Consider the following 24328-nt stretch of genomic DNA (forward strand, 5'->3'; position numbering starts at 1 on the left):
GAGAAAAGCCCCGCGGCGTTTGCCGCGGGGCTTGTGGTTTAGAACGCGTATCTCAGACTGAACTGGAACTGGCGTTCCGACGCGTAGGTTGTGCCCTTGACCGTCACCTTACCGAACGTGGTGTTGGTCGGGGTCATGTCCGGGTTATCCAGGTTGGGGTGGTTGACGAAGTTGAACGCTTCGGCCTTGAAGACCAGTTGATGGTTTTCGTGACCTGGGATGACGTGGAAGGCCTTCTGCAGCGCGGCGTTGTAGCTCTGGAAGCCGGGCCCGTAGATGGCGCCACGAGAGCCGCGCGGAGCGAAGGTACCAGCGGCAGCAGGTTGGTAGATGCAGGTTGAATTGCTCGGACCGCAACTCGTACCGACTTCAAACCATTGTCCTGAGGTGCCGAACTGATGCGGCAGTGTAGAGTTACGGGTCCGGGTGTAGTACTGGTTGCCTGAACCAGCTCCTACGCCAGCCTGATCGAGGTTGCGCGTGACGCTTTGCGGACGTCCAGACTGGGCCTGGATGGTTCCGGAGAACTGCCAGTCGCCCACTACGGTGCGGACGAACGGGTTGCTCGCGTGAGTTCCGTACGGAATATCCCAGACGTAGTTGGCAACCATGACATGTTTGGTGTCGAAGTCGCTCGGACCATACAGGTTAGCGTTGCTGAAGGCATTGGGGAGGCTTGTGCCGTTCGAAGAGCCGTAATCCAGGCTCTTCGACCAGGTATAAGCCACACCGAAGAGGAAGCCTTTGGTTAAGCGACGCTTCACGTTGGCCTGCATGCCGTGATATGTCGACCCACCGTAGTTCTGGGCCTCGATGATGGTCGAGAAGCCCTTGTACGGACGAAGGGAATCTGTGTTGATACCGGATTTCGCCTGGCCGGGCTGGAGCGCGTTGATATTCGCCAACTGCTCCAGGTGGTAGCCGCGGCGGCCGACATAGCTTAGGGTGAACGTGGCGATGTTGGTGAACTCGTGTTCCACCGTCAGGTTCCACGCCCAGGCCTCAGGGCTGGGATAGGTGTACGCGTGTGAAGTGAAAGCCAGCGGGGTGACGCTTCCAGCGGCTCCGCCGGGGTTGTCAACGCTTCCCTGGCTTACCGTAGAGGCCGGCTGGAAGGGAGCGTTGCCACCGACGTGTACGGTGTCGCTGATGCCGAGACGCTGCATGTAGCGGCCACCGCCGCCACGGATTACCGTACCGGGCTCAACCTGGTAGGCAAAACCAAAGCGTGGCTGGATGTTGGTATAGACCGTCGGCGAGTAGTTCGAATCGTAGCCGCGGAAGAGACGTTGATAGTTGCCATTGAGGATGCTGTCAGGAACATGTCCTTTGGCGGCGCTGGGAAAACCTGATCCCGGGATAACGACGCCGTTGTACTGATCTCCACCGGTCAGGAAACCTGTGGTCGAGTCGACCGAAGGTGCCAGCGTCGGATTGTAGTCCTTCGGGCTGAAGAACGCCTGATTACCCCACAACGAATGATAGGGTTTCATGATGCTGTAGCGAACGCCGTACTCAAGAACGAGCTTCGGCGTCATGCGCCACTGGTCCTGGGCGAACATCTCAAACATGTTGCCGCGGAACGGGGTGTAGGAGCGCTGACCGATTTCGCCGTAGGTGTCGAAGATGCCGAGGGCTGCGTTCGCGATTGCCGCCTTGGACGTGGCGCCGCCGCCACGGTTATCCGTGAAGGTGAAGAGTCCATTCTGGTTGTTTGTTGTGCCAGGCCGCGTGTTGTCGACGCTGATCTGGTCATAGTTGTTTTCGCCGGCGTACTCCCATACTCCGCCGAACTTAAGCGTGTGATTACCCTTGACCCATGTGAACGTATCGCCCACGTCGTAGACCATACCGCCGGAGCGCGACGGATACGGACCTCCATCGAGCGTGCCAAAGCTTCCGATCTGAATGGTCGGGATCTTGTTGGGAACGACCTTGTTGGCGGAGCCGAAGAGGTAGGGATAGTTAATGCCGTACTTTGTACGGTCATAACGGCCCGACGACGTGTCGATGTTGATGTCAACGTGGTCGGCGGCAGCCGAGACGAAGGCATCGTTAATCATCGTGGAGCTGATCGTCCAGGTGTGGTGCAGGACACCGATCTGGTTCGGACGGTGGAAGATACGAGGGTTGGTATTGAAATTGCCGAAGTGCGGCTCGTAGTCGTCGTAGTTGTAGTTCAGCAGGCTGAAACGCAGGCGATGCGCGTCAGTGGGGACGAAGTCGATGATGATCGTATCCTTACGCTGCTTCTCGGTGTAAAGAGCAGTGTCTGTCCAGTTGCTGGAGGGATTTCCGACAAGATTAGGCGTCGGATAAGCATTCAGCAGGCCAATGCCGTTCGCACTGAGCTGGGCAGTGGGGATGACGTTGTTGGCATAGGCGACTTTCGTAGTGGGATTCACGATCTGGACGGGTGCGCCATAAAAGATGTTCGAGCCAAGCAGTTCACCGAAGTCACCTGTGCGCATGCGCAGCGTCGGAACCTTCAGCGTAGAGCCCGAAGTATCGTCGTGGTTGTACTTTACCCACTCCTGCCCTAACAAGAAGAAAAGCTTGTTGCGGCCGGTGTTGAAAACGCCTGGAATAAAGACCGGGCCGTTCAGGTTCCAACCGAACTGGTTGTACCGGAACGCGCCGCGCTTCAGACCGGCGTTGTTACGTTGCCAGGTATTGGCGTTGAGGTAGTTGTTACGGAAATACTCAAAGACGCTTCCGTGGAAATTGGCGGTGCCACTCTTTGGAACCAGACGGATCAAACCGCCTGAGGTACGGCCATACTCGGCCGGGTAGTTCGAGCTAAGGACCTGAACCTGCGAGGTGGAGTCTACGTCGGCTACGCCGGTGCTGGTACCGTTTGAACGCGTACGCACCATCGGTGCGCCGTCGAACGTCTGCATGCTCTCCTGCGAGCGGGCTCCGTTGATGTTGAGCGGGTTATCGAGACCGAAGCCAAGGGCCGCCATCGAGTTGTTGCGGACGACACCGGGCTCCATCTGGGCCAGGTAAAGCGGATTGCGTCCGTTGAGCTGGATGTTCTTGACCTGCTCCTGGGTGATGAGCTGACCGACGGAGGCGCTCTCAGTCTGAACGGTGTTGGCATTCGCTTCGACCGTGACCGAGGTGGTGCTGTCTCCCACCTTCATGGTGACGTCGACGCGGCGGCCGATGTTGGGATCGACCTGGATGCCGCTGAGGGTTACGGATGCAAAACCCGTGGCCTCGATGCGCAGGGTGTACGCCCCAGGCGTGACGTTGGTGATGGTGAAGTTGCCTTCGTCGTTTGAGACCGCATGGGTCTCAGCGCGGGTAGCGTTGTTCTGAAGGGTGATATTGGCCTTCGAAACAAGAGCTCCGGAAGGGTCGGTAATGGTTCCTGACAGTGAAGATGTATCCTGCGCAACGAGCGAATATCCCGTTAAAAACAGATACACCAGAACGGATAGAAATATCCGAATAGGGATTCTATGGCGTTTCATCCAGCCTCCTCGAAAAGGTACTACGACATCGTTTACGTAAAATTATGATTGCGCTATCACAGCGACAACCTGTTTAAGCGTTTGGAATAAGTATTGTCAAGATAGATGCACCGATTTTATTGTGGAATACGGACGCTACCTGAAAACCGGTGATATGGTAGCTCTCTCAGATTTGAGGCCATGATTGCATCAACAATCGAAGAAAAAACGGGCGACGTTACAAGATGTAGCAAAAGCCGCCGGAGTGGCCCCCATGACCGTCTCTCGGATGATCAATGGGCACCCTTACGTCACGCCCGCGACCGCCAAGAAGGTCCGTGAAGCCATCCGGAAGCTGAACTACCGTCCTAATCATGCCGCACGGATGTTAACAGGAAAGTTATCCCGCTCGATCGGTCTGATTGTTCCTGACATTTCTGATACGTTTTTTTCGGTTGTGAGCCACGCCGTCCAGGAGACAGCCCGTGCCCAGAACTACTTGGTATGGCTTGCCGCATCTGAGGACGACCCCACCATCGAGGCGGCACAGGTCGAAAGCATGACCCATCACCCCGTGGACGGCATCCTTCTGGTTCCAACCCAGAGCCGCGAGCCGTATCTCAAGTCCATCGTTGCCGGGAATACACCAGTCGTGACGATCGATCGCCCGATTGAGGTAGCCACCACAGATTCGGTGGGGGTAGAAAACCAGGCCGGCGCCGCGATGGCCGTGGATCACCTGGTTGAGCATGGTTACAAGAAGATCGCGTGCATTTCAGCGAATGCGCACCTCCGCACCATGAAGGATCGAATTGCCGGATACAGGGATTCGCTCCGGAAAGCGAAACGTTCTTATCAGAACGAGCTGGAGCTGAAGTCGAGTGCCTCCTCAAAGGCGGTTCTGGCCGAACTGCTTACCGGACGCAATCGGCCTGACGCCCTGTTTACGGCGAATAACGCGTCCACCATCTGGGTGATTGAGGCCCTGAAAGAGCTGAACATCCAGATGGGGAAGGATATTGCGCTGGTCGGTTTCGATGACGTCGACTTTTTCACCCTGATTACCCCTTCGGTAACCGCCGTACGCCAGCCCGCCGCCGAGCTGGGAAATGTCGCCACCCGGTTGCTGCTGCAGCGGATTAACGGGGAGTTCAAATCGACAAGTGTCCGAACGATTCTGCCCGTAACACTTACCATCCGTGAATCCTGCGGATGCCGAAGAGCAAGTGCTTAGGGTGTGTCATCAAACTGCTGACGACAGTAGTTTAATGACACACCCTGCTCCCCCCAGCCCTGCCGGGCAAGCTGTGAGAGTGTGACGCCGCCGGAAGGCGGTAAGAAACAGGAGATGCCTTGAATCGTTATCTGGTAAAAGCAACCGCCGTCGGAGCCCTGGGGGGCCTTTTATTTGGCTTCGATACTGCCGTCATTGCAGGCACGACCCAACAATTGACCGAGATCTTCCATCTCACACCCGCAACGCTGGGCATCACCGTCTTCATCGGCCTGGTGGGAACCGTAATCGGCGCCATGGGATCGGGAGTGCTGGGGCAGCGGTTCGGTGGCCGGGAAGCTTTGCGGCTGATGGCTGTGCTTTATACCGTTTCCGCAATTGGCTCTGCTCTTGCCTGGAACTGGGATGTGTTGCTGGTTGCGCGCTTTATCGGAGGTCTTGGTATCGGAGGATCGTCCGTGCTGGGGCCGGTATACATTGCTGAGCTGGCGCCGGCAAAGTGGCGTGGCCGGATGGTTGGCCTGTTCCAGGTCAATGTCGTTGTCGGTATCCTGCTGGCCTACCTGTCAAACTTCCTGATTACCCTGATGCATCTTGGCGCCGCCCAGTGGCGGTGGGAGTTCGGGGTGGCGTTCCTGCCGTCTCTCTTCTTCCTGATCCTGCTGTACGGCATCCCGCGTAGCTCCCGCTGGCTGGTGACGACGAACCAGACCGACGAAGCCCTGGAGGTGCTGCGCCTGATGGGCTCGCCCGACTCAGAGGCCGAGTTGCAGGAGATCGTCGATTCCGTTCATCTGGAGCGCGGTGTCGCGCAGGAGTCGTTGTTCCAATGGAAGTACCGGCTGCCGATCTTTCTGGCTGTCTCCATCGGCATGTTCAACCAGCTTTCAGGCATCAACGCAATCCTTTATTACTCGAATTTCATCTTTGCTTCGGCCGGATTCAGTGAGAGCTCGGCGGCGCTACAGACTGTCGGTGTTGGCCTGGTCAATCTGCTGGCGACCTTTCTGGGAATGAGCCTGATCGACAAGTGGGGAAGAGTGACACTGCTGGTCGTGGGCGCGGCGGGAATGGCAGCGGCCTTGTCAGGGACTGCGGCGATCTTCTATCTGAACGCACACCAGGGCCTGCTGATCTGGATGCTGGTTGCCTTCATCATCTTCTTCGCCATCTCCCAGGGATCGGTGATCTGGGTCTACCTGGCGGAGGTCTTTCCGTCGCGTGTTCGGTCCAAGGGGCAGAGCCTGGGGTCGTCGTCCCACTGGATCATGAATGCGGCGATCGCAGGTGTCTTCCCGACGATTGCTGCAAAGAGCCAGGGGCTTCCGTTTGCGTTTTTTGCGGTGATGATGGTGGTGCAGCTAGTGGTTGTGCTGTTGGTGTATCCCGAGACGAAGGCGATCTCTCTGGAGCAGATCCAATCGAAGCTGGGCGTGTCCTGACAATTGCGGGTGGTTAAAGGCAAAGCCCCGAACCATGTTCGGGGCTTTGCTGCGTCTGTCCTGGACACCTCTGTCTAGGATATGTGTTACTCGTCGGCGACGACGGTCTGTTGCTGCTCTCCCAGTCCCTGGACTCCCAACCGGATGACGTTTCCGGCACGGAGGTAGACCGGCGGCTTCTGGCCCAGGCCGACCCCCGGAGGTGTGCCCGTGCTGATGATGTCACCGGGCTGCAGGCTCATGAAGCGGCTCAGATAGCTGACCAGGTGAGCTACGCCAAAGACCATGGTCGATGTTGTGCCGTTCTGGTAGCGGTGTCCGTCAACCTCAAGCCACATGGAGAGCGCCTGCGGGTCAGGCACTTCATCGCGGGTGACCAGCCATGGGCCGGTTGGACCGAAGGTGTCGGCGCTCTTGCCCTTGACCCACTGTCCGGTGCCTTCAAGCTGGAAGGCGCGTTCGGAGACGTCGTTGATGACGCAGTAGCCGGCGACATAGTTCAGTGCGTCCGCCTCCGAGACATACTTTGCCTTTGCGCCGATAACCACGCCAAGTTCCACCTCCCAGTCTGTCTTCAGGGAGCCACGGGGGATGACGACATTGTCATTGGGGCCGCAGATCGATGATCCGGCCTTCATGAACAGAACCGGTTCCGCCGGTACCGCCATGCCCGACTCGGCGGCGTGATCTGAATAGTTCAGGCCAATGCACAGGAACTTGCCGGGCTGGGCGACGCATGACCCCAGGCGGGGCTCCCCTTCGACTATCGGAAGGGAAGTAGCATCGGCTGATGCAATCTTCTGCAGCCACTCCGGCGTGAGGTACTGACCGGCCAGGTCCGGAACAATCGAAGAGATATCGCGGATGCTGCCGTTCTTGTCCAGGATGCCCGGGCGTTCTGCCCCAGGGGCTCCATATCGTAGAAGCTTCAATGCCGATCTCCTTGGTGATAAATGCGGTTGCTCATGAATAGAGTAGTCTGCCTTATGCGGATGATGCGAGTTTGTGGTGGCCTTGGTGTAAAGATCGATATGGGAACTCTATCGTTGTCAAGAAGAGCACAGAGCGTAAGCTGTATGACGGAATGGTAGATTCCGAGAACATTCCATGGACGACTTCTACGACTGGCTGGTTAGAAAGTGGTTTGACGGTTCCGGCGCCCAAGAGGCCCTTTCTGGCGATCTTATTGCGTGCGAGGTGAGCGGCGTAGGGCGCATTCGCGGCTACGTCCGAAAGGGCTATGACATTGAACTCCTGTAGGTGGCTTGTGTTGTCTCTTTGCTGCCTGGTGGTGGGGACAGCGGCTGCGCAGGATCGATCTCCGCTTGCACCCTATCTTTATCGTTCTCACTTTCAGCCTGGCCCTGGCGCTGCTTCCAACTCCGGCTCCCGCGATGGGTGGGAGAGCTTTCCCCTCGCGGAGGATACGGGATACGACCCGACGCTGGGCGTTGAGACATCACACGGCCTCAGCTCCGTTACCCGCGAGGTGATTCCGCATCGTGATGGAAAGCTGACTGTAGGTTTCATCCGCCGCGTGCACTTGGTTGCCGGACCCTCTTCTTCGCTGGCATTTCGGCTTAAGGTCTCTTCGACGGGCGGGATACCGGTTTCAATCCACATCTATCGCGGCGAAGAAGAGGTTATCCTCCGATCGGCGATTCAGGGAGGCGGCTGGCAACGCATACAGGTCTCCTTGCCGGCGTCTTCGCACCGCATCACCGCAATTGCTGTTGCGGCGAATCTGACTCATGTCAGCAGCGGATGGCCCGAGCGGGTTGCCATCTCCGATGTCGAGCTTCGCGCACAATCGACGCGGCACTATCTGCTGAAGTCACCCACTGCTCTCTGGGACGGAGTTCGAGAGTTGTACTATCTGCAGCACGTGCTGCAGACTGGCGATCAGGTCGCGGTTGAGTTCGATGGGCCTAAGCCATCTTTCCATGCGCGCTGGGACATCGAAGGTCCGGACGGCCAGGTGATTGATCATGGCTCTGGTCTCAAGGTGCAACACGCCATTGCGCTATCTGATCCTGCCGGTGTCTGGACGATCCGCGTGGAAGGGCAAGGCGGCTCCTCAACAGTGCTCGCGCTGGTTCGCTCAGTGGTGCCTCAGCCGTTGCTTGGCGTGGCTGTTCACGCGGTCTCTCCGGAGCTTTTGCAGCTGGTTACCGCCCGGCGCGACGAACTGCGGAAAGATCTGGGAGCGAATCTCGCGTTTGGGTTGGGGGCGAATATCCAGGAGATGGATGCGCAGTTCCTTCTGCCTGGACTACCGTCTTACTTCAATCTTGTTCAGAAGCCGACGGAGCTTGCCCTGTGGGATGCGGTCTCTTATCGCACGACCGGCGAGAGCCGCGAACGGGAGGAGGCACTCCACATGTTGCGGGAGATTGCCTCATGGTCGCAATGGATTCACCCCTGGTTTCCGGCGCATGGATATCACAGCTACTATCCACTGGGCATCATGACGAAGAACATTGTCATGGCAGAACAGTTTCTGGGGAATGCGCTGCCCGCGGACCTGAAGCACACGCTTGATGAGGCTCTGCTGCAGCAGTCCATCAGGCCTGTTTATGAGGAGTATGTCGTAGAGGATCGGCTTCAGTTCGACATCAGTAACTGGATCGGCCATACCGTCGGAGGAGCGCTGCTGGCGGCTCTACAGAGTGACAATCCCGATACCGCCGGTTATGCCCTTGCCCTGTACGCGAAGGAACGCTCGCATATCGAGTCGGCATACACCGCAGACGGTTCCTATGGTGAGGGGATCTCCTATCATCGCTTCGACTTTGAAACGACGGCGCTGGTGGCTGCAGCCGCAAAGGAGCAACTGGGGATATCGTTTGACAGCCAACTCGCCCGACCGCAGCGCTACTTCCGTTATGCGACCTACGGCAGGGACTCGCTGGAAGACTTCGGCGACAGCCATGGCGATACCGCTCCTTCGAACGTCTTCGCCTATATGGCGGCCCAGAATAGTGATCCCGATCTAACGGCGTTTTACTTCCAGTATCGCAATGCCGCAACCGCAGAGCTGTTGAGCCGGGTTCTTTGGGAAGACGCAATCCATCAGTCTGCAGCAACTGCGGTTGATGCGCCAACGTCGGCTTTGTTTGAGAAGCGTGGCATTGCGGTGATGCGCGATAGCTGGTCGCCGGAGTCTCAGGTAATAGCTATGCGCGCCGGACCGAACTTTAATCACAACCACGCCGACCAGGGCAGTCTCTTCTACGCCTGGAACAATCGCCTCTGGATAGGCGAGGCGGGATATGCCGATTACTACAAGGACCCCAATTACCCCACCTATAACATCCAGGCCATCGGCCATAACACCATTCTGGTTGACGACGATCCGGAGAGCCAGGTGGTTGCCGGAAATGTGGTCTTCGGTAAATACCCTTCGATGCGCCAGCTCGCTTCGAAGGATGGAATGCAGATCATCAGCACCGACCTCAGCGCTGTCTATCCGCAGGTTCGTTCCTATGTTCGTACGCTGATCTATCAGAAGGGCGGAGCTTTGGTTGTGATGGATCAGATCCGCGCAGACGGGCCGCACCGCTTCAGCCAGATATGGCATCCCGAGCAGCCCATTGCGGCCTTCGATCTACAGCAAAATGTGATTCGCTTGCAGGCGCAAAACGAAGGTGTGGAGATGCATATGTTCTCCACATCCGCGATGATATTGGGCCAAAGCAAGGGCCCATTTCCTCTGAGTAACTACGAGAAGGCTGAACGAGAGCCCGCGCCGCGGCCAACGATCATTGAGTATCAGTCTGGCTCTGTTGATTCCCTGACGATTCTGACGGTGATTCAGCCATCCGCTGGAGCGACAGCCCCGCAGTGGAGTGTCGCGGCAGGGAAGAAGAGGGAGCTTCGCCTTGGAGACCTTCTGATCCGATGCGACAACCGGCAGGCTACGGTCTCTTTCGGAAAGACACCGGACACGACCTGGACGATCGGGCTCCCTTCGCAAAAATAAGTATGTTTTGCGGAAGGGAGCTCGCAATCGAAGTTGAATGGATGGTGGCTGCGCTTCAGTGCTAGTGTGGTGTTTCAGAAGTTCTTGTCATAAATGTTGTCATCCTGAACGAAGTGAAGGACCTGCTTTTTCAACGCTTCGGATGGCAAAGGCTCTTCATCATTTATGTCGCGAACTTTTAAATTGAGGACACTAGCCGCGGGTTGCTTCGAAGAGGAACCAGCTACGACGCTGTGATTGGTCGATCCAGTTCTCCAGCAGACTGGCCGTGGCAACATCACCGCCGTCGTCGCAAAGAGCGTGAATGGCGCGCATTCTCAGTGTTAGCGCTTTCTCGTCTTCATGCAGTTCGCTCAGCATGTCTTCGGCGGTAACGAACTCTGCGTCGTTGTCCGCAACCCGCTGAAGGCGGGCAATGTGGCCGATCGAGCGGATTGTGGTGCCGCCGATCTTCCGTACGCGCTCCGCGATGTCGTCTGTCATGGCGAAGAGCTGATCGCCATGCTCATCCAGCAGCAGATGGTAATCACGGAAGTGCGGTCCGCTCATATGCCAGTGGAAGTTCTTCGTCTTCAGATAGAGAGCAAAGACATCTGCCAGCAGGCCATTCAGGCCGGCCGAGATATCGCGCACAGCTTCACTGGAGAGATCTGAGGTGAGGGTGAGGGGTGACTGTTGGCGCTTCTGCAGATCAGCGGTCGCTGTCATTGATTTCCTCCCAGGGGATATGGAGATTACCTTAATTCCATACCTCTCTTCTCACCATACTCCTTCGAGGGGGATGTACTGCATCCGGAAGGGTGATGTGTCAGGGCTAGATGGCCGCTGTATGGCAGAGAAGCTACTACTGCTGTCCGCATTCCGTTCCCGCACGAAGCATTTGATTTAATGTAGGATAGAGACACGGAGAGGTGGCAGAGCCCGGTTTAATGCACCTGACTCGAAATCAGACGTACCAGCAATGGTACCGGGGGTTCGAATCCCTCCCTCTCCGCCACTTGCTCACTCGGACCCGCTAAAAGCGGGTTTTGTTATCTGTGCCGTTTCTGAAATGCGAGCAGCGTGAGCTACGCAGTCTTATGGGGAACCCGGTCACATCCATTGGCTCTGAACTTCGCGATGCACTCGTTGCTCGTGCGTTGGAGTGTGGTTTCTCCGCTGCCGGTATTGCTGCTGTTCCTGAAGACAATCCTGATCTGCGGCGGCGCTATGAATCGTGGGTTGATCAGGGCTATGCGGGAGAGATGGGGTATCTGCAGCGGCGTGATGAAGCCGGGCAATTATTGCGATCATCGTTGCGTGTGGCCATTCCCTGGGCTCGGTCGGTGATTGTCTGCTCGCTCAACTACAACGCTGCTCATCCGAAGTCGATCGATCCGGCTCCTGAAGGTGCAGGTTGGATTGCTCGCTATGCCTGGAGCGGTCGGCCTGAGGGAGACACTCTTAGCCCGACGGACTATCACGATGTCCTTCTCTCGAAGCTGCGCGGTGTGGAAGAGTTCCTGCGTGAGCACGCAGGGCCTGATCTGGAGGTCCGCAGCTATGTCGATACCGGTCCGGTGGTCGAACGAGGTTTTGCCGAGGCCGCAGACGTGGGGTGGGTAGGGAAGAATACCTGCCTGATCCGGCAGGGGACCGGCTCATGGACGCTGCTTGCTGTCATTGTCACCTCGCTGCCTCTGGCACGTGAAGCGGAGCTCTTACCTGCTGCAGATCGCTGCGGTACCTGCACGCGCTGCCTGGATGCCTGCCCCACCGGAGCGTTGATCGCTCCGCGGCAGATGGACGCGCGCAAGTGCATCGCCTATCTGACCATCGAGAAGAAGGGCGAGATCGAAGAGGAGCTGCGTCCGCTGATGGGGCGGCAGATCTTCGGCTGCGATATCTGCCAGGATGTCTGTCCGTGGAACCGCAAGGCTCCCATCGGCGCCACAACGGAGATGCAGGCGCGCATCGAGCTGGTGAACCCTGACCTGGCTATGCTGGCGGCGATGACGCCCGCTGAGTTTCGCACGCGTTTCCGCGGCTCGCCGCTGGAGCGCACGCGTCTGAAGCGTCTGCGCCGGAATATCGCGATTGCGATGGGGAACAGCGAAGACGCACGTTATCTGCCGCAGCTTGAAGCCTGGCAGCAGTCAGAGGATACGGTATTGCGTACGACGGCAGCGTGGGCTGTGCAACGCATCACCCACAGCCGCCAGCGTGCTTCGGTCTAGTGTCTTAAATCTAAAGTTTGTGTCACCTGAAGCGTTGAAAAAGCAGGTCCTTCACTTCGTTCAGGATGACAAGACTTTTGCTAAGAACTTCAGATTCACCACACTAGACTCCGCGAATGACGTTGGCGGCGCTGAGCCCCTTCGGACCCTGCTGGCACTCGAATTCGACTGCCTCGCCTTCGTTCAACGTCTTGTAGCCTTCGTCCTGAATTGCAGAGAAGTGTACAAATACGTCCTTTCCATCAGCGCGCTGGATAAAGCCGTAACCTTTTGTTCCGTTGAACCACTTCACGACACCCTTTTCCTTCACAGCCAGTCCCTTCTTGTTTGCGAGCCTCTCCCTGGAGATAGAGAGACACCTCGGAGAACCTTCGACATCTGCGAAGCGGAGGAGGCCCCTACACCCGAAAGAGGATATGGAGGTTTTGGAGTTACACGTGGAGTTGCAAGACACCGAGGGCCCAGTGAAACGTATGAGTTCGAATGTCTTATGCCTTTTATGGCAAAAATCTGGCCGTCATGCAACACAAATCTTTCTGCCGCCCGGCTCTGCTAGCATCAAAGTTTGCGGATTCCGGTGCCGATGCCATCCATTATCCCACCCAGTGAGGAACCTCGCGATCCCGCGTCCATGTCCGCCGAAGAGCTGGCGAAGCGCCCTGCCGTACTGGAAGCCGGCTCCTGGCCGCAACTCCGGGCGCTGGTGAAATATCTCACCAAAACCGAGGTCCATACCTACGCCTTCAGTGTCGCCGCGCAGGTAATTCTGTCGCTGTTTCCGTTCATCGTGATGATGCTGTCGCTCAGCCGGAACCTCTTTCATTCCCGCGCCATGGAGTCAGTCGTTGGCGACATGATGCACAACCTGCTGCCGGTGGGGCAGGACTTCATCGTCCGCAACATGCAACTCCTCGCCCACCCCCGAAAAGGCGTGCAGGTGTTCTCCACCGTCATGCTGCTGATCACCTCCACCGGCGTCTTCCTGCCGCTGGAGGTTGCTCTGAATGCAGTTTGGGGTGTGAAAGAGAACCGGAACTATCTGCATAACCAGATCGTCTCCCTGGGGCTGGCGGCGGCCGTGGGTGTGCTTGCCATGGCCTCGGTTGCCGGCACCGCCGGGCAGCGGTCGCTTCTGAGCTGGATCTTCTTTGGCCACACTGACAACTGGGTCTTCAACCTTATCTCGCACACGGTGCTGAAGATCTTCTCCGTCGTCGCGGGCATTTTGCTCTTCTTTCTGATCTACTGGTTGCTGCCCAACCGGAAGATTCCAGCAGCCGCCGTAATGCCAACAGCCATTGTGGTCGGCCTGCTGTGGCAGCTTGCCAAGGTGGTGTACGTGAAGGCGCTGCCGTGGCTGGACTTCCAGGGCGTCTACGGCCCCTTCTATATCTCGGTGGGGCTGATGACGTGGGCCTTTCTCTCCGGCCTGTTGCTGCTGGCCGGGGGGCACTTTTCCGCGAACCGGCATGCGATGCGCATGACCCGTCTCGCGGAGCGGAAAGAGGCGGCGGAGGCATGAGTAGGGATCTAAAGGCTGCATGGCGAAGCTGGTCGGTTCTGACGCGTCTTGTCGCGCTGCTGACGGCCCTGTTTCTGCTGCTGTGGCCCATCAGCCGGCTGCAGAATGCGCTCGGTAGCACTGTCCGTGACCTCTGGATTCTCGCCGGCGGCTTGCTTCTGGTCTGTGCGATTCCGTGGGGCATTCGCCAGGCGCGTATCCGCTTTCTCTGGAGCCTGCGCAACAAGCTCGCCATTACCTATCTGCTGATCGGCCTGGCGCCGGTCGTGCTCTTCGTGACGCTGGTGCTCATCTCTGCCTACGTGGCAGCCGGACAGTTTGCGATTCACCTGGTCGCACAACGCATCCAGACGCAACTAGACCAGATGCAGACGGAGAACACCGACTGCGCCATACACTTTGCGCGTGTGATTGCACGGCCAGAGACGAAGGTCGACCCGCACAACCTCGATCCCAGCCTGCTGGGCCTGGACAAAGCAGAGATGGAGCGCGGGCAGATCGCTATCTTTATCGATCGTCTTCCGGCTCTGCTGGCGCCGGAAGCAGGCATGGAGCACTCGCCGCTTGGCCTGCCGGCCTGGACACCGCCGCGCGAAGGCTTCCACGGCATTGTGATCGATGACGGCCGGCTCTACCTTGCGGCGATCACGCAGCGACACTCGCGCAACGGGCACGCCGTTACTGTGGTGCGCAGTGTTCCGCTGGACAAGCGCATCATGGAACTTACGGCGCTGGGGCTGGGCCGCGCATCGCTGGTTCCCGTATTAGCAGAATCGACTAACCGCACGCTTCGTACGAACTTCACCATGGCTCGCCGAAGCGATGACAAGGCTCAGAGCGTCTCCGGAGGATCGTTTCCCGGAGCCGTGAACCTGCTCGACGTGCCGGTGTACTTCTTCTCGACCATCCCCATGACGGTGTGGGATACGGGAGCGAAAGAGAACGTCCCGGTCGAGGTCGACTCCCGCCCGTCACTGCTCTATACCCAGCTCTTTGCGGTCTCGATCGAAGGCCTGATGCCGGAGTTCATCCGCATTCTGCTGATCGTTCTCTGCATCCTGTTCGCGTTTATCGAGGCGTTTGCGCTCTACATGGCGATGCGCCTCAGCAGCACGATTACGGCTTCCGTCTCCGATCTCTACGGAGCGACCCTGGCCATCGACCGCGGCGAGCTGGCACATCGTATCCATGTAACGCGTACCGATCAGCTTGCGGAGCTCAGCCGGGCCTTCAACCGTATGAGCGGGTCGCTGCAGCGTCTGCTGGTCGAGCAGCAGGAGAAGGAGAGAATGCAGAACGAGCTCTCCATCGCGCAGGAGGTGCAGGCCAACCTGTTTCCCTCCGGCAATGTGAAGATTCCTTCCCTGGAGCTGCATGGTGTCTGCCGCCCGGCGCGAACCGTCTCCGGCGATTACTATGACTTCATTGTCTTCCAGGATGAGGGCCAGCCGCCCAGCGGCCTCGGCATTGCGATCGGCGATATCAGCGGTAAGGGAATCTCCGCCGCGCTGCTGATGGCGACGCTGCACTCTGCCGTGCGTGCTTACCGGTTCGCGAGTGAAGAGCTGAGCCAACAGCCCCATCCCTCGCAGGATCATTGCGAGGCCCTCTTCGACTCGCCCGGACACATCCTTGGCTTGCTCAATCGCCACCTCTACCGCAGCACCCAGCCGGAGAAGTATGCCACGCTCTTCCTGGCACAGTACGACATAGCGCGCTCGCGTCTGACGTACTCCAATGCCGGCCAGTTGCCGCCGCTGGTGTTGCGCCGCGACCGTTCTGTGCATCGGCTCGACAAAGGCGGTACTGTCGTCGGCCTGATGGACAACATGGACTACATGGATGACGCTGTCACGCTGCAGGTCGGCGATATCTTCATTGGCTACTCCGACGGCGTTACGGAGCCGGAGAACGACTTCGGCGAGTTCGGCGAGCAGCGCTTGATGGAAGTGGTATTGAGCTACCGCAATGAGCCGCTGCATGTCATCTCGGCGCAGGTGCTGCAGGCGCTCGATGCCTGGATCGGCGATGCGGAACAGCCTGACGACATCACACTTGTCCTTGCCCGTCGGGTATAAGGCCCGCAGCGTGTAAGGGAGATGAAGTTAAAAGTAAGACGGTTCGAGCATCGCTCGAACCGTCTTTTGTTTTGCTATTTCGTTTTGAAACCCAAAGCTCAGGCTGGTTCGAACTGAGTTTGAATGTCCCACGCGTTGAGAGCGCTCTTGTTGTCGCTCTGCGTCTTGCCTTCGACGACCGCGCTCAGGATGCGAACGCTTTCGTTGAGGGCGCGCGACTCTGTCTTCAGGGTCGATGCAACCGAGGAGCTGGACTCCGCGTTTGCGGCCGACTGCTGCGTGAGAGTTTCCATGCCGGAGAGCGAACGCGAGATCTGGATGATGCCCTGTGTCTGCTCACGGCTGCGGAGGTTGATCTCGTCGACCAGGCGCTTGACCTTGGAAGACTCTTCGGTGATGCCGGCAATGGCTGCCGTCACATCGTCGAGTCTCGCCTTGCCGCTCTGCGACTTGGAGATAGACTCACCAAGCAGCTCGGCGGAATCGCGGGCCGCTTCAGCGCAGCGCTGCGACAGGGTACGGACCTCTTCGGCGACGACTGCGAAACCGAGACCGGCATCGCCTGCACGGGCCGCTTCAACCGCAGCGTTCAGCGCAAGGATATTGGTCTGGAATGCGATCGTATCGATGATGGCGATCACCTTCGAGATCTTGCCGCTGGCGGCAGTGATGCCTTCCATGGCGCGGATGAGTTCGTTGAGCGACGAGTTGGACTCAATGGTCTTCGCCTCGGACATGGCAACCAGCTCAGCCGTCGAGCTGCAGCTATCGCTGCTGGCCTGCGCCATGGCGCGGATCTCTTCCGAAGAAGCAGAGATCTCTTCGATGGAAGAAGCCTGGCGTGAGGAGCTCTGCGACAGACTCTCGCTTGACTCTGAGACCTGGTCCGCGGAATCCGATACACGGTTGGCGCGCAGTGCTAGGTTCTTGGCAAGCTCGCGCAGAGGAGCGCTGACCTTCCGTTCCATGATGATCAGGGAGCCGCCGGCAACAACCAGGGCCAGCAGGAAGAGCGCGATGCCCAGCACAGCCTGAACATGGTTGGCCGAGGTCACAGACTCCAGCTCCGCGCGGTAGCTTGTGCTGCCCACTTCGGTGCGAAGCTCGTCGATGGCTTTGTCTACCGCCGCCTGGTCACGGTCGAGTGTCGCGAGCATATTCGGATCAGCGCTTGCCGGGTTGGCAATCGCCTTCGCATACGCACCACGAGCGCGCTCATGCAGCTCCTGATAGCGAGCGATCAGGTCACTGGCCTTCTGGCCGTAAGTGGAGTTATAGGAGAGCTTCTCCTTTGCAGCTTCCAGGGCGCTGAGAACGGCCCGGGTCTCCGTGTCGCCGGTATTCAGCGCCGACGGATCCTGCAACATCAAAGCGTCCTTGTAGGACTTCGCTACTCGCTGGGAACTGGACTCCGCGAGCTGGAGGTTGGAAGCGCCGGGGAACAGGAAGTCCGACGCTACGTGAAGATGGCGTTGTACCGTGGATGTGGTGATCGCCATCAGCGCAAAGAAAAAGACATACCCGAGCGCGAGGGCGCCAATGCTCCAGAAAAGTTTGCCTCTAATGCCCATTACAGTTAACTCCAAAAGGGATAATCAGTGTCTCAATGGCGACAGTGTGTGGTGCACAACTAGCACTGCTCTTCAGAGCAGTGACTAGTTGTTTGCTTCAAAGTTGATCTCGACGGTGACCGTCTCGGTTGCGTCGCCGGGAGCGAACTTCCAACGCTTCACAGCATCGACAGCAGCGGAAACCAGCATCTTGTTCGGGCTGTCCGACTCGGCCTTCAGAACGTTACCACCTGCATCGACGGTTGCAGCAACGCGGATCACGCCGCCAATGTGCATCTGCTTGGCGAGAGCAGGATAAGTGGGAGGGGTCTTCGACACAGCCTTACGCGACTGCGCGTGAAGAGAGTTGGTGGTCAGAAAGAACAGGCCAGCGGCGAAAAGCACCAGAGAAGACTTAGGTGACAAGGCGTACTTCATGAGAGGGCTCCTTAGGAAAGTCATTCACTCTCACTATCGGCACTCCGGGTGTGGCCATTAGAGAAACAGCGGTATTGCGACATATTTTTTTACTGCGTTAGAAATCGACGAATCTGGCCGCCGCGTTTGAAGCGGTTTCGAGCCGTTTCTTCAACAAATACTGCAATTTAGGCGGCCTGCGCAGGTCTGGGAAGGTGCGTATGGGTGAAGCCGTACGATGTTGCTACGATCGTCGCACTAGTTACCTTTAGCACTGTCCTATTTCGAGACATGGGTATTGGCAAGGGTGTTCACGTTGGATGGGAGAAGCGAGCAAGCGTACAAGTGCGACTTCAGTGCGGGGTTATAGCGCGGGCCTTCAGCCCTTTAACATCTTGTGGGCGCTGAGACCTGGGGCGTTGCCCCCAGGCTGATATAGAGCGCACCTTTGGTGCTTATACAGCCGGGTGCCCCACCCTCGCAACGCTAGGGTGGGCGAGGAATACCCCGAATTTCTAACAAAAGCACAAACGAATTTGTCGATGCGCACCTAGTATGGTGAGTCTAAAGTTCGTGACATAAATCATGAAGAGCTTTTGCCATCCGAAGCGCTGAAAAAGCAGACTCCGGACCCTGGCTACTTCACGTTGAATGCCTTCACTCCAATGGCATTCGGCTGTGCACCGGCGGGCAGCATGGTGAACAGCTCCGGCTGCCCATTGCGGCCAGCGGTGCGAATCACAGCGACGTCGCCGGACTTAGAATTAGCGGCCAGCAACAGGTGTTCATCGTTTGAGAAGGCGAGTGCATCAGGCGCTGTACCCGTGCGGACACTGTTGACTCGTTTGCCATCGTCGATGCTGTACAGGCTCAGCATGTCCGCGCCGAAGTTTGAGACCCAGAAGCTCGTATTGTCCTTGCCGATCACACCGTGAACGGGATGCGTACCGATGGGAAAGGTGTTGCTCACTTCATTGGTCCAGCCAGAGATCTCCGAGATCGTGTTTGAGTCGAAGTTCGAGACAAACAGTTCAAAGCCATCCGGCTTGAGCGTGATCTGCATCGGCGTCTCGCCCACGTCCAGCATGGTCAGAAAAGCATCGCGCTGCAGTGATGGGTCCTGTTTGCCACGCCACTCGTTTGGATCGGCCGCGAGCCACACTGCCATCACCTGTCGATTCGCTGAGCAGGTAACGAAGACCTTGGTTGAGTCTTTGATGATGACCGCATCGGTCGCCTCAGGGCAGTTGCCCCAGGTGCTGCGAAGCTTCAGTGGAGGGGCAGACGGTTCTGTGGACACGGCATAGACCGAGACCGATCCTGATTCCCGGTTCGTGACCACGACAGCGCGATTGTCCGGTGCTACCACCACGACGCCCGGCTTCTCGCCTGCGCCGACTACAGCGATCTGCCGACGCGTATCGAGATCGATGACCGAGATAGAGTTAGAGCCTGAGTTGGCCGTATAGGCGCGTTTTCCATCGTGATCGACTGCGATAGAGTAGGGACCGCGCTGTACGCCGATGGTGGCTTCAATGCGGTTCAGCTCCGTATTGATCACCGTGACGGTGCCGGAGCCGGCATTGGCGATGTACACCTCATTCCGTACCGGGTTGACGGCGATGCCTGAGGGCGACTGGCCTACCTGCAACACCTTGTCCTGGCGCAGGTACACCAGGTCCAGCACGGTGACGGTATTGGCCGCGCCGTTGGTGACATACGCAAATTCGCGATAGTTTGCCGGGTATTCCGGAAAGGCGCCGCGCCTGCAACCGGCGAGGAGTACCAGCATGGCAGGAAGGGCAGCCCGGAACAGCGATTTCACACGCACAGATGCGAGTGTATCAATCCCGCGCCCTTGCAAAGCAATGCCATGAAGGCTACATTGCAAAAGAACCAGAGGGAAAACGAGACCTTGCTTCGCAGTTTCTTCATCGCACTCTCCCAAAACAAACAGATGCGCGCTTTCTCTGAGCGCTCCACCCTTGGCCGCCGGATGTCCAGCCGGTTCGTTGCCGGTATGACGCTGGACGAGGCTCTGAAAGCCTGCGAAGACCTTAATCGGCAGGGTATGGCCGTCACGCTCGATGCCCTGGGAGAGAGTGTCCTCTCCGAGGAGCACGCACGCCGCACCGGAAGGCTCTACGCGCAGATGATTGACGCAATCGCCCAGCGCAACCTGAGGGCCAATGTCAGCCTGAAGCTCACGCAGATGGGCATGGATGTGGATCCGCTGCTGGCCGAAGAGGTGGTCGGGGAACTAGTAGAGCAGGCCTCCCGTCTCGGGAACTTCGTGCGCCTTGATATGGAAGGCTCCGGCTATACGGAGGCGACGGTCGCCATGACGGAGCGTCTCTTTCACAAATACGGCGCTGCCGGCACCGTGTTGCAGGCCTACCTCTACCGCACCGAGCAGGATGTCGAACGGCTGCTGGAGCAGGGAATCCGCATCCGGCTTTGCAAGGGGGCCTACAAGGAACCGGCGTCACTGGCATTTCCGGAGAAAGCCGATGTCGACGCGAACTACCTCAAGCTTGCCAAACGATGCATAACCAGCGGTGTCTTCTGCGGCATGGCAACGCATGATGAACGCATCATCGAAGAGCTGAAGCGATTCGCCATCGAGTCGAAGCTGCCGAAGACGGCCTTCGAGTTCCAGATGCTCTATGGCGTGCGGCGCGACCTGCAGCGTGCGCTGGTGATGGAGGGCTGGGGCGTGCGCGTCTATCTACCTTTCGGGCCGGAGTGGTACCCCTACTTCATGCGCCGGCTGGCTGAACGCCCGGCGAACCTGATCTTCCTGGCGAAGAACTTCTTCCGGAATTAAAGAAGAAAGGCCCACGCCGGCATGTGCCATGCGTGGGCCTTTGAAAATGGTTAGTTGCTCGCCTTCAGCGTCTCCGACTTCTCGGCCAGCAGCTTCTCTACCAATTCTGTGGTCTCTTTGACCAGCTCTTCATGAGCCTTGCCGGTCGCAGGACCGGAGAAGCCGGCATGGATCTCGCGCACCTTGCCATCGCGGTCCAGGAAGAAGCTTGTCGGCCAGCAGTTCAGGTTTTCGGCGCCGGTGATCTTCTCGTTCAACTGGTCAGTGGTTCCGGCCAGCAGCACGGGATAGGTCACGTTGTAGCGCTTGATGAAGGCCTTTACGCGGACCGGGTTCTTGAGCTGATCTTCGTCCTGCTCGAAGGTCAGGCTGACAACCTCCAGACCCTTGTTGTGGAACTTCTTGTAGAGCGACTCAAGCAACGGAGCCTCATCGTGGCAATTCGGGCACCACGATCCGCCGACGGCTACCAGGACGACCTTGTCCTTGAACTCCGGGTCCTTGCTGGAGACCGTCTTGCCGTTCAGGTCAGGGAAGCTGAAAGACAGCGGCTGGGCCGGATCCTTCCAGCGGGTCTGTTCCGTGGTGGCCGTTGGAGGAGCCAGGTTCTCCTTGCGCGCGTCGACTGGACGGCGAGCCGTCCACTGCTGGTCGTCCTTGAGAGCGTTAGTGACCACCAGGGTGCCGTCGTCCTGCGGCTTCAGGGTGTAGAGCGCTGGTCCGGCGGCCGTGAAGTGCGACAGGACATACTGTTTCGTCTCGGCGTCATAGTTGCCGTACAGGCCGCCGGTATCGCCATCGATACGCAGGATGGCGCCCTTCACGAGGGTGGGTGTCTGCTCGATCTTCATGTTCCAGGCCGACTCGCCCTTGGTGGAGGTGCCGACGGCAATCTCCCAATCGCCGTGAATATCCGGCCCCTTGGCGACCGTGGACTTGGCCGCCGCACCACGGTGCAGCGCCAGCGGATACTTCGTCGTCGCGGTACCGAAGGTGCCGGTCAGATCGTCGCCCTTGACGGTCGCGTCGACCTTGCGGGCGAAGTAGTCGAAGCTCAGGACCAGGTTTCCATCCGTGGCAGACCCGCTGGTGGCTTCCCAGCGTTCCGGTCCGCTTAGAAAAGCGCCCTTCACTCCATTGGATTCCTGCTTGAGCTCCAGCTTGACGGGGACCTTCTGCCCATGGATCTCAGAGTAGCCCTCCCACGTTCCGGTCAACGCCGATTGGCCAAGGGCCGGTAGAGTGAAGGCGAGAACAGAGGCGAATGTGACAAGACGTGCATTCATGGTCGTTTCCTTGCTGTTGAACGGTTCAGGTGGCATCTCCGGGGGCAAATAAGAAGGCCCACGACTTCAGAGGAAGTTCGCAGGCTCGCGGAGAATTGGATGTTTTCTGGATTAGGAGGGAATCAGGCTAGGATCGCTGACTCTACCGTCCGGAACGCAATTCCACGGCGGCCTGCTGCGGACAGCAGCAGCGGCAACAACAAGCGCGGATGGCGTAGTAAGACATCTTCTGCACAATAATCGATACGTCCCAGCCGGTCAAGCACGAACGACCGGGGCACCGACTTCATATACTTAGATGCATCAACTTTACGGTTGTTGCGGAATCATCGGCTCTACCTGCATCAGGTTGTTGAGTGTAGAGCGTTCCTGTGGCGTGAAGTCACGGTAAGCAGGGGAGTTAAGAGCGTTCTGCCGCTGCTCCGGCGGCAAACGGCGAAGGTCGCGGAAGGCCCGCGCCACCGTGCGGCGGCGTTCCATGGGTAAGGCTCCGAGTTGGCTCAAGGCTCCACGAACCTGCTGTCGCTGCTGTGGCTCCAGTTTCTCCATCGCTTCTGCCCGGTTGATGACACGCTCCCGCTGTTGCGGAGGCATGGCGTTCAACTGGCCCAGCCGCCCCATCACCCGTGCCTGGGTCTCCGGCGGAAGCTGCTTGAAGCCGGGCTCGCTGCGCAGAGCATTCTGCTGCTGTTGCGGGGTGAGATTGCGGTGCTTATCCATCCATTGGGCAAGATGTTCGCCACGGCCACCGCCGGGTGGCATTTGCCGCTGCGGTGGCGGAGGGGACGCGGGACGGCGCTGCTGAGCCAATCCTGGCATGACCATGGCAGCCGTCAGGGCTAACAGCGTCACGCTCCGTATTGTGCCTAAGCAGTTCATTTCCGTACTTGTAGTACCACTACGCGTCCAACGATAGCAACTTTCCGGGTAAAAGCCAGCGTGAAATATCACGCTAGCGTCACCTTTCGGCTCACAGCCCTACCTGGGAGCCCTTCCCACTTAAAAAGGACCCAAAACTCAAGAAAAGGATGCGGTACGGGGCTCCTAGGTCTGAGGAGTCTCGTCTTCGTCCTGGGAAGCGTCGTCCAGAAGATCCATCTCCTGGATCGCCTGATCGTTGTGATCCAGAATCTGAAGATCGTCAACTACAGCGGCTCGCGCCGGAGGTGTGGACTTCAACTGTGTAACAACCCCTGCGCCGCCCAGCATCAAAACCAGCGCCATGGCCCCGGCCATCATCGGGCGGAACTGGGCTCCGGTGTTATAAAGCAGGCGCGCGCGCAGACGCTCCAGGAATCCGGCCGGAGCAGCCTGCTGCTCGGTGCGGATGCGGGCGTTTACGCGGGTATCAAACCAGGGAGAAGGCTCAGGCGCCGTCCAGGCGTCCATTGCCCCAAATGTCGCACGCAGTTCCTTTAGCTCAACGCTGCACGGTTCACAACCGGACAGGTGAGCCTGGGCCGCACGCGAGGGAGCCTTTGCCGGGTTGAGTACCAGGTCTTCTAGCTCGTTTTGGAATTCATGGCAGTTCATAACAGTTCATCCCGGCGCCGAAGCGCCTTATACGAAATCCTTCAGTTTCACGCGCAACGTTTGGTAGGCGCGGAACAACAGCGATTTGGTAGCGGACTCAGACAGTTTAAGCACTTCGCCTATCTGTTTGTAGTCCATTCCCTGATACTTGTGCATCAAAACGGCATTCTTTTGCCGTTCTGGAAGAGCCATCACATGCTGCCGGATGGCCTGCATACGTTCCTCTCTGAGGAGATCGGCCTCGATAGTCGGCGTGTCGTCTGCGACATCGGGCATGGTCCCGGTCTCATGGTCCGGCTCATCCAGGTGCACCGTCGGGGCAGAGCGCTCGTGCTTGGTATCACGCGCATAGTTCACGCCGAGGTTCGTGGCGATGCGATACAGCCAGGTCGAAAAACGAGCTTCGGCGCGATAGGTCTCACGTGACCGGAAGACCCGGAGGAAGACCTCCTGTGCCAGCTCTTCGGCGACGGCCTGGTTATGCACCATGCGATACATAAAGCTCACAATCGGCTTGCGGTACTTGGCCAGAAGAATGTCAAAGGCGGCAAAGTTGCCGGCCTTCAGTGCCAGCATGGTCTGGACGTCATCGTTGGCCGCAAAATCGGCCTGTATGCCAGTCACCGCCGGGTCGGGAAGGGTGACGGTCTGGAGGTCCGGATTGAGCGCCATCGTGCCCATGTCTTTGTGAACACGGTCCTCGGCAGGAGGTTGCGCGCCTTCCTCCGGGAATTTGGATGATCGTGGCTCCGGCATTCCGTTGGCCTATTCTACCGGTTGAGA

The 24328-nt window shown here is 58.3% G+C and carries 19 protein-coding genes and 1 tRNA gene; 9 read left to right on the forward strand and 11 right to left on the reverse strand.

Features of this window, described 5'->3' with window-relative positions; all coding sequences use genetic code 11:
• Window positions 1-38: 38 nt before the first annotated feature.
• On the reverse strand, window positions 39-3479 hold the full coding sequence (locus FTW19_RS13065; protein WP_187142957.1) for a TonB-dependent receptor: 3441 nt from the start codon (window positions 3477-3479) through the stop codon (window positions 39-41).
• Window positions 3480-3663: 184 nt separating this feature from the next.
• Here FTW19_RS13065 and FTW19_RS13070 point away from each other — a divergent pair, with 184 nt between their 5' ends.
• A complete protein-coding gene (locus FTW19_RS13070) occupies window positions 3664-4692 on the forward strand; it encodes a LacI family DNA-binding transcriptional regulator (RefSeq protein ID WP_281292297.1) in 1029 nt (342 codons plus the stop codon).
• Between the two features lie 119 nt (window positions 4693-4811).
• Window positions 4812-6134, forward strand: coding sequence for a sugar porter family MFS transporter (locus FTW19_RS13075; RefSeq protein ID WP_147648048.1), 1323 nt, complete (start codon window positions 4812-4814; stop codon window positions 6132-6134).
• A gap of 86 nt (window positions 6135-6220) precedes the next feature.
• On the opposite strand, the gene FTW19_RS13080 is transcribed toward FTW19_RS13075, so the two are convergent.
• On the reverse strand, window positions 6221-7066 hold the full coding sequence (locus FTW19_RS13080; protein WP_147648049.1) for a fumarylacetoacetate hydrolase family protein: 846 nt from the start codon (window positions 7064-7066) through the stop codon (window positions 6221-6223).
• A gap of 175 nt (window positions 7067-7241) precedes the next feature.
• Between FTW19_RS13080 and FTW19_RS25820 the strand changes: the two genes are divergently transcribed.
• Both FTW19_RS25820 and FTW19_RS13085 read left to right on the forward strand, forming a co-directional pair.
• Window positions 7242-7394, forward strand: a complete 153-nt coding sequence (locus tag FTW19_RS25820) for a hypothetical protein (RefSeq protein WP_187142958.1) — start codon at window positions 7242-7244, stop codon at window positions 7392-7394.
• A 10-nt stretch (window positions 7395-7404) separates the two neighbouring features.
• Window positions 7405-10116, forward strand: a complete 2712-nt coding sequence (locus FTW19_RS13085; RefSeq protein ID WP_187142959.1) for a heparinase II/III domain-containing protein — start codon at window positions 7405-7407, stop codon at window positions 10114-10116.
• A gap of 192 nt (window positions 10117-10308) precedes the next feature.
• Here FTW19_RS13085 and FTW19_RS13090 read toward each other — a convergent pair whose 3' ends face one another.
• Window positions 10309-10824 carry a Dps family protein gene (locus FTW19_RS13090; protein ID WP_147648051.1) on the reverse strand — a complete coding sequence of 172 codons (516 nt, stop codon included), beginning with the start codon at window positions 10822-10824 and terminating at the stop codon, window positions 10309-10311.
• 197 nt (window positions 10825-11021) lie between these two features.
• Here FTW19_RS13090 and FTW19_RS13095 point away from each other — a divergent pair.
• Window positions 11022-11113 (forward strand) — tRNA-Ser (locus tag FTW19_RS13095).
• A gap of 40 nt (window positions 11114-11153) precedes the next feature.
• Window positions 11154-12332, forward strand: coding sequence for a tRNA epoxyqueuosine(34) reductase QueG (queG, locus tag FTW19_RS13100; protein ID WP_246153273.1), 1179 nt, complete (start codon window positions 11154-11156; stop codon window positions 12330-12332).
• Window positions 12333-12435: 103 nt separating this feature from the next.
• Here queG and FTW19_RS13105 read toward each other — a convergent pair whose 3' ends face one another.
• Window positions 12436-12642, reverse strand: coding sequence for a cold-shock protein (locus FTW19_RS13105; protein ID WP_281292298.1), 207 nt, complete (start codon window positions 12640-12642; stop codon window positions 12436-12438).
• 273 nt (window positions 12643-12915) lie between these two features.
• On the opposite strand from FTW19_RS13105, the gene FTW19_RS13110 reads away from it, so the two are divergent.
• Together FTW19_RS13110 and FTW19_RS13115 are read left to right on the forward strand one after the other, a co-directional pair.
• Window positions 12916-13854, forward strand: coding sequence for a YihY/virulence factor BrkB family protein (locus FTW19_RS13110; protein WP_147648052.1), 939 nt, complete (start codon window positions 12916-12918; stop codon window positions 13852-13854).
• Window positions 13851-15932, forward strand: a complete 2082-nt coding sequence (locus FTW19_RS13115) for a PP2C family protein-serine/threonine phosphatase (protein ID WP_147648053.1) — start codon at window positions 13851-13853, stop codon at window positions 15930-15932. Before FTW19_RS13110 ends, FTW19_RS13115 begins: the two co-directional genes overlap by 4 nt.
• A 98-nt stretch (window positions 15933-16030) precedes the next feature.
• Here FTW19_RS13115 and FTW19_RS13120 read toward each other — a convergent pair whose 3' ends face one another.
• The 3 genes from FTW19_RS13120 to FTW19_RS13130 form a co-directional block, all read right to left on the reverse strand.
• The gene (locus tag FTW19_RS13120) at window positions 16031-17503 is read right to left on the reverse strand and encodes a methyl-accepting chemotaxis protein (RefSeq protein ID WP_147648054.1); all 1473 of its coding nucleotides are present in this window, start codon (window positions 17501-17503) and stop codon (window positions 16031-16033) included.
• A gap of 84 nt (window positions 17504-17587) precedes the next feature.
• A complete protein-coding gene (locus tag FTW19_RS13125) occupies window positions 17588-17920 on the reverse strand; it encodes an energy transducer TonB (protein ID WP_187142960.1) in 333 nt (110 codons plus the stop codon).
• A gap of 616 nt (window positions 17921-18536) precedes the next feature.
• Entirely contained in the window at window positions 18537-19724 is a 1188-nt protein-coding gene (locus tag FTW19_RS13130; protein WP_246153275.1) for a YncE family protein, read from the reverse strand.
• 90 nt (window positions 19725-19814) lie between these two features.
• Between FTW19_RS13130 and FTW19_RS13135 the strand changes: the two genes are divergently transcribed.
• Window positions 19815-20726 (forward strand): proline dehydrogenase family protein, encoded by a 912-nt coding sequence (locus tag FTW19_RS13135; protein WP_147648056.1) that lies wholly within the window; start codon window positions 19815-19817, stop codon window positions 20724-20726.
• Between the two features lie 50 nt (window positions 20727-20776).
• On the opposite strand, the gene FTW19_RS13140 is transcribed toward FTW19_RS13135, so the two are convergent.
• The 4 genes from FTW19_RS13140 to FTW19_RS13155 form a co-directional block, all read right to left on the reverse strand.
• A complete protein-coding gene (locus FTW19_RS13140; protein ID WP_187142961.1) occupies window positions 20777-22012 on the reverse strand; it encodes a TlpA disulfide reductase family protein in 1236 nt (411 codons plus the stop codon).
• A gap of 309 nt (window positions 22013-22321) precedes the next feature.
• Complete coding sequence (locus tag FTW19_RS13145; RefSeq protein ID WP_187142962.1) at window positions 22322-22864, reverse strand: DUF3106 domain-containing protein; 543 nt, start codon at window positions 22862-22864, stop codon at window positions 22322-22324.
• Between the two features lie 192 nt (window positions 22865-23056).
• On the reverse strand, window positions 23057-23545 hold the full coding sequence (locus tag FTW19_RS13150; RefSeq protein ID WP_147648059.1) for a hypothetical protein: 489 nt from the start codon (window positions 23543-23545) through the stop codon (window positions 23057-23059).
• Between the two features lie 27 nt (window positions 23546-23572).
• Complete coding sequence (locus tag FTW19_RS13155) at window positions 23573-24301, reverse strand: RNA polymerase sigma factor (protein WP_147648060.1); 729 nt, start codon at window positions 24299-24301, stop codon at window positions 23573-23575.
• Between the last annotated feature and the right edge of the window lie 27 nt (window positions 24302-24328).

Source organism: Terriglobus albidus (assembly GCF_008000815.1).
Taxonomy (GTDB): domain Bacteria; phylum Acidobacteriota; class Terriglobia; order Terriglobales; family Acidobacteriaceae; genus Terriglobus; species Terriglobus albidus_A.

What these genes read in the sequence shown, in the direction of transcription:
- FTW19_RS13065 (WP_187142957.1), bottom strand. Translation starts at nt 3,479, where the DNA reads ATGAAACGCCATAGAATCCCTATTCGGATATTTCTATCCGTTCTGGTG.
- FTW19_RS25820 (WP_187142958.1), top strand. Translation starts at nt 7,242, where the DNA reads ATGGACGACTTCTACGACTGGCTGGTTAGAAAGTGGTTTGACGGTTCC.
- FTW19_RS13090 (WP_147648051.1), bottom strand. Translation starts at nt 10,824, where the DNA reads ATGACAGCGACCGCTGATCTGCAGAAGCGCCAACAGTCACCCCTCACC.
- FTW19_RS13110 (WP_147648052.1), top strand. Translation starts at nt 12,916, where the DNA reads ATGCCATCCATTATCCCACCCAGTGAGGAACCTCGCGATCCCGCGTCC.
- FTW19_RS13115 (WP_147648053.1), top strand. Translation starts at nt 13,851, where the DNA reads ATGAGTAGGGATCTAAAGGCTGCATGGCGAAGCTGGTCGGTTCTGACG.
- FTW19_RS13120 (WP_147648054.1), bottom strand. Translation starts at nt 17,503, where the DNA reads ATGGGCATTAGAGGCAAACTTTTCTGGAGCATTGGCGCCCTCGCGCTC.
- FTW19_RS13125 (WP_187142960.1), bottom strand. Translation starts at nt 17,920, where the DNA reads ATGAAGTACGCCTTGTCACCTAAGTCTTCTCTGGTGCTTTTCGCCGCT.
- FTW19_RS13140 (WP_187142961.1), bottom strand. Translation starts at nt 22,012, where the DNA reads ATGAATGCACGTCTTGTCACATTCGCCTCTGTTCTCGCCTTCACTCTA.
- FTW19_RS13150 (WP_147648059.1), bottom strand. Translation starts at nt 23,545, where the DNA reads ATGAACTGCCATGAATTCCAAAACGAGCTAGAAGACCTGGTACTCAAC.
- FTW19_RS13155 (WP_147648060.1), bottom strand. Translation starts at nt 24,301, where the DNA reads ATGCCGGAGCCACGATCATCCAAATTCCCGGAGGAAGGCGCGCAACCT.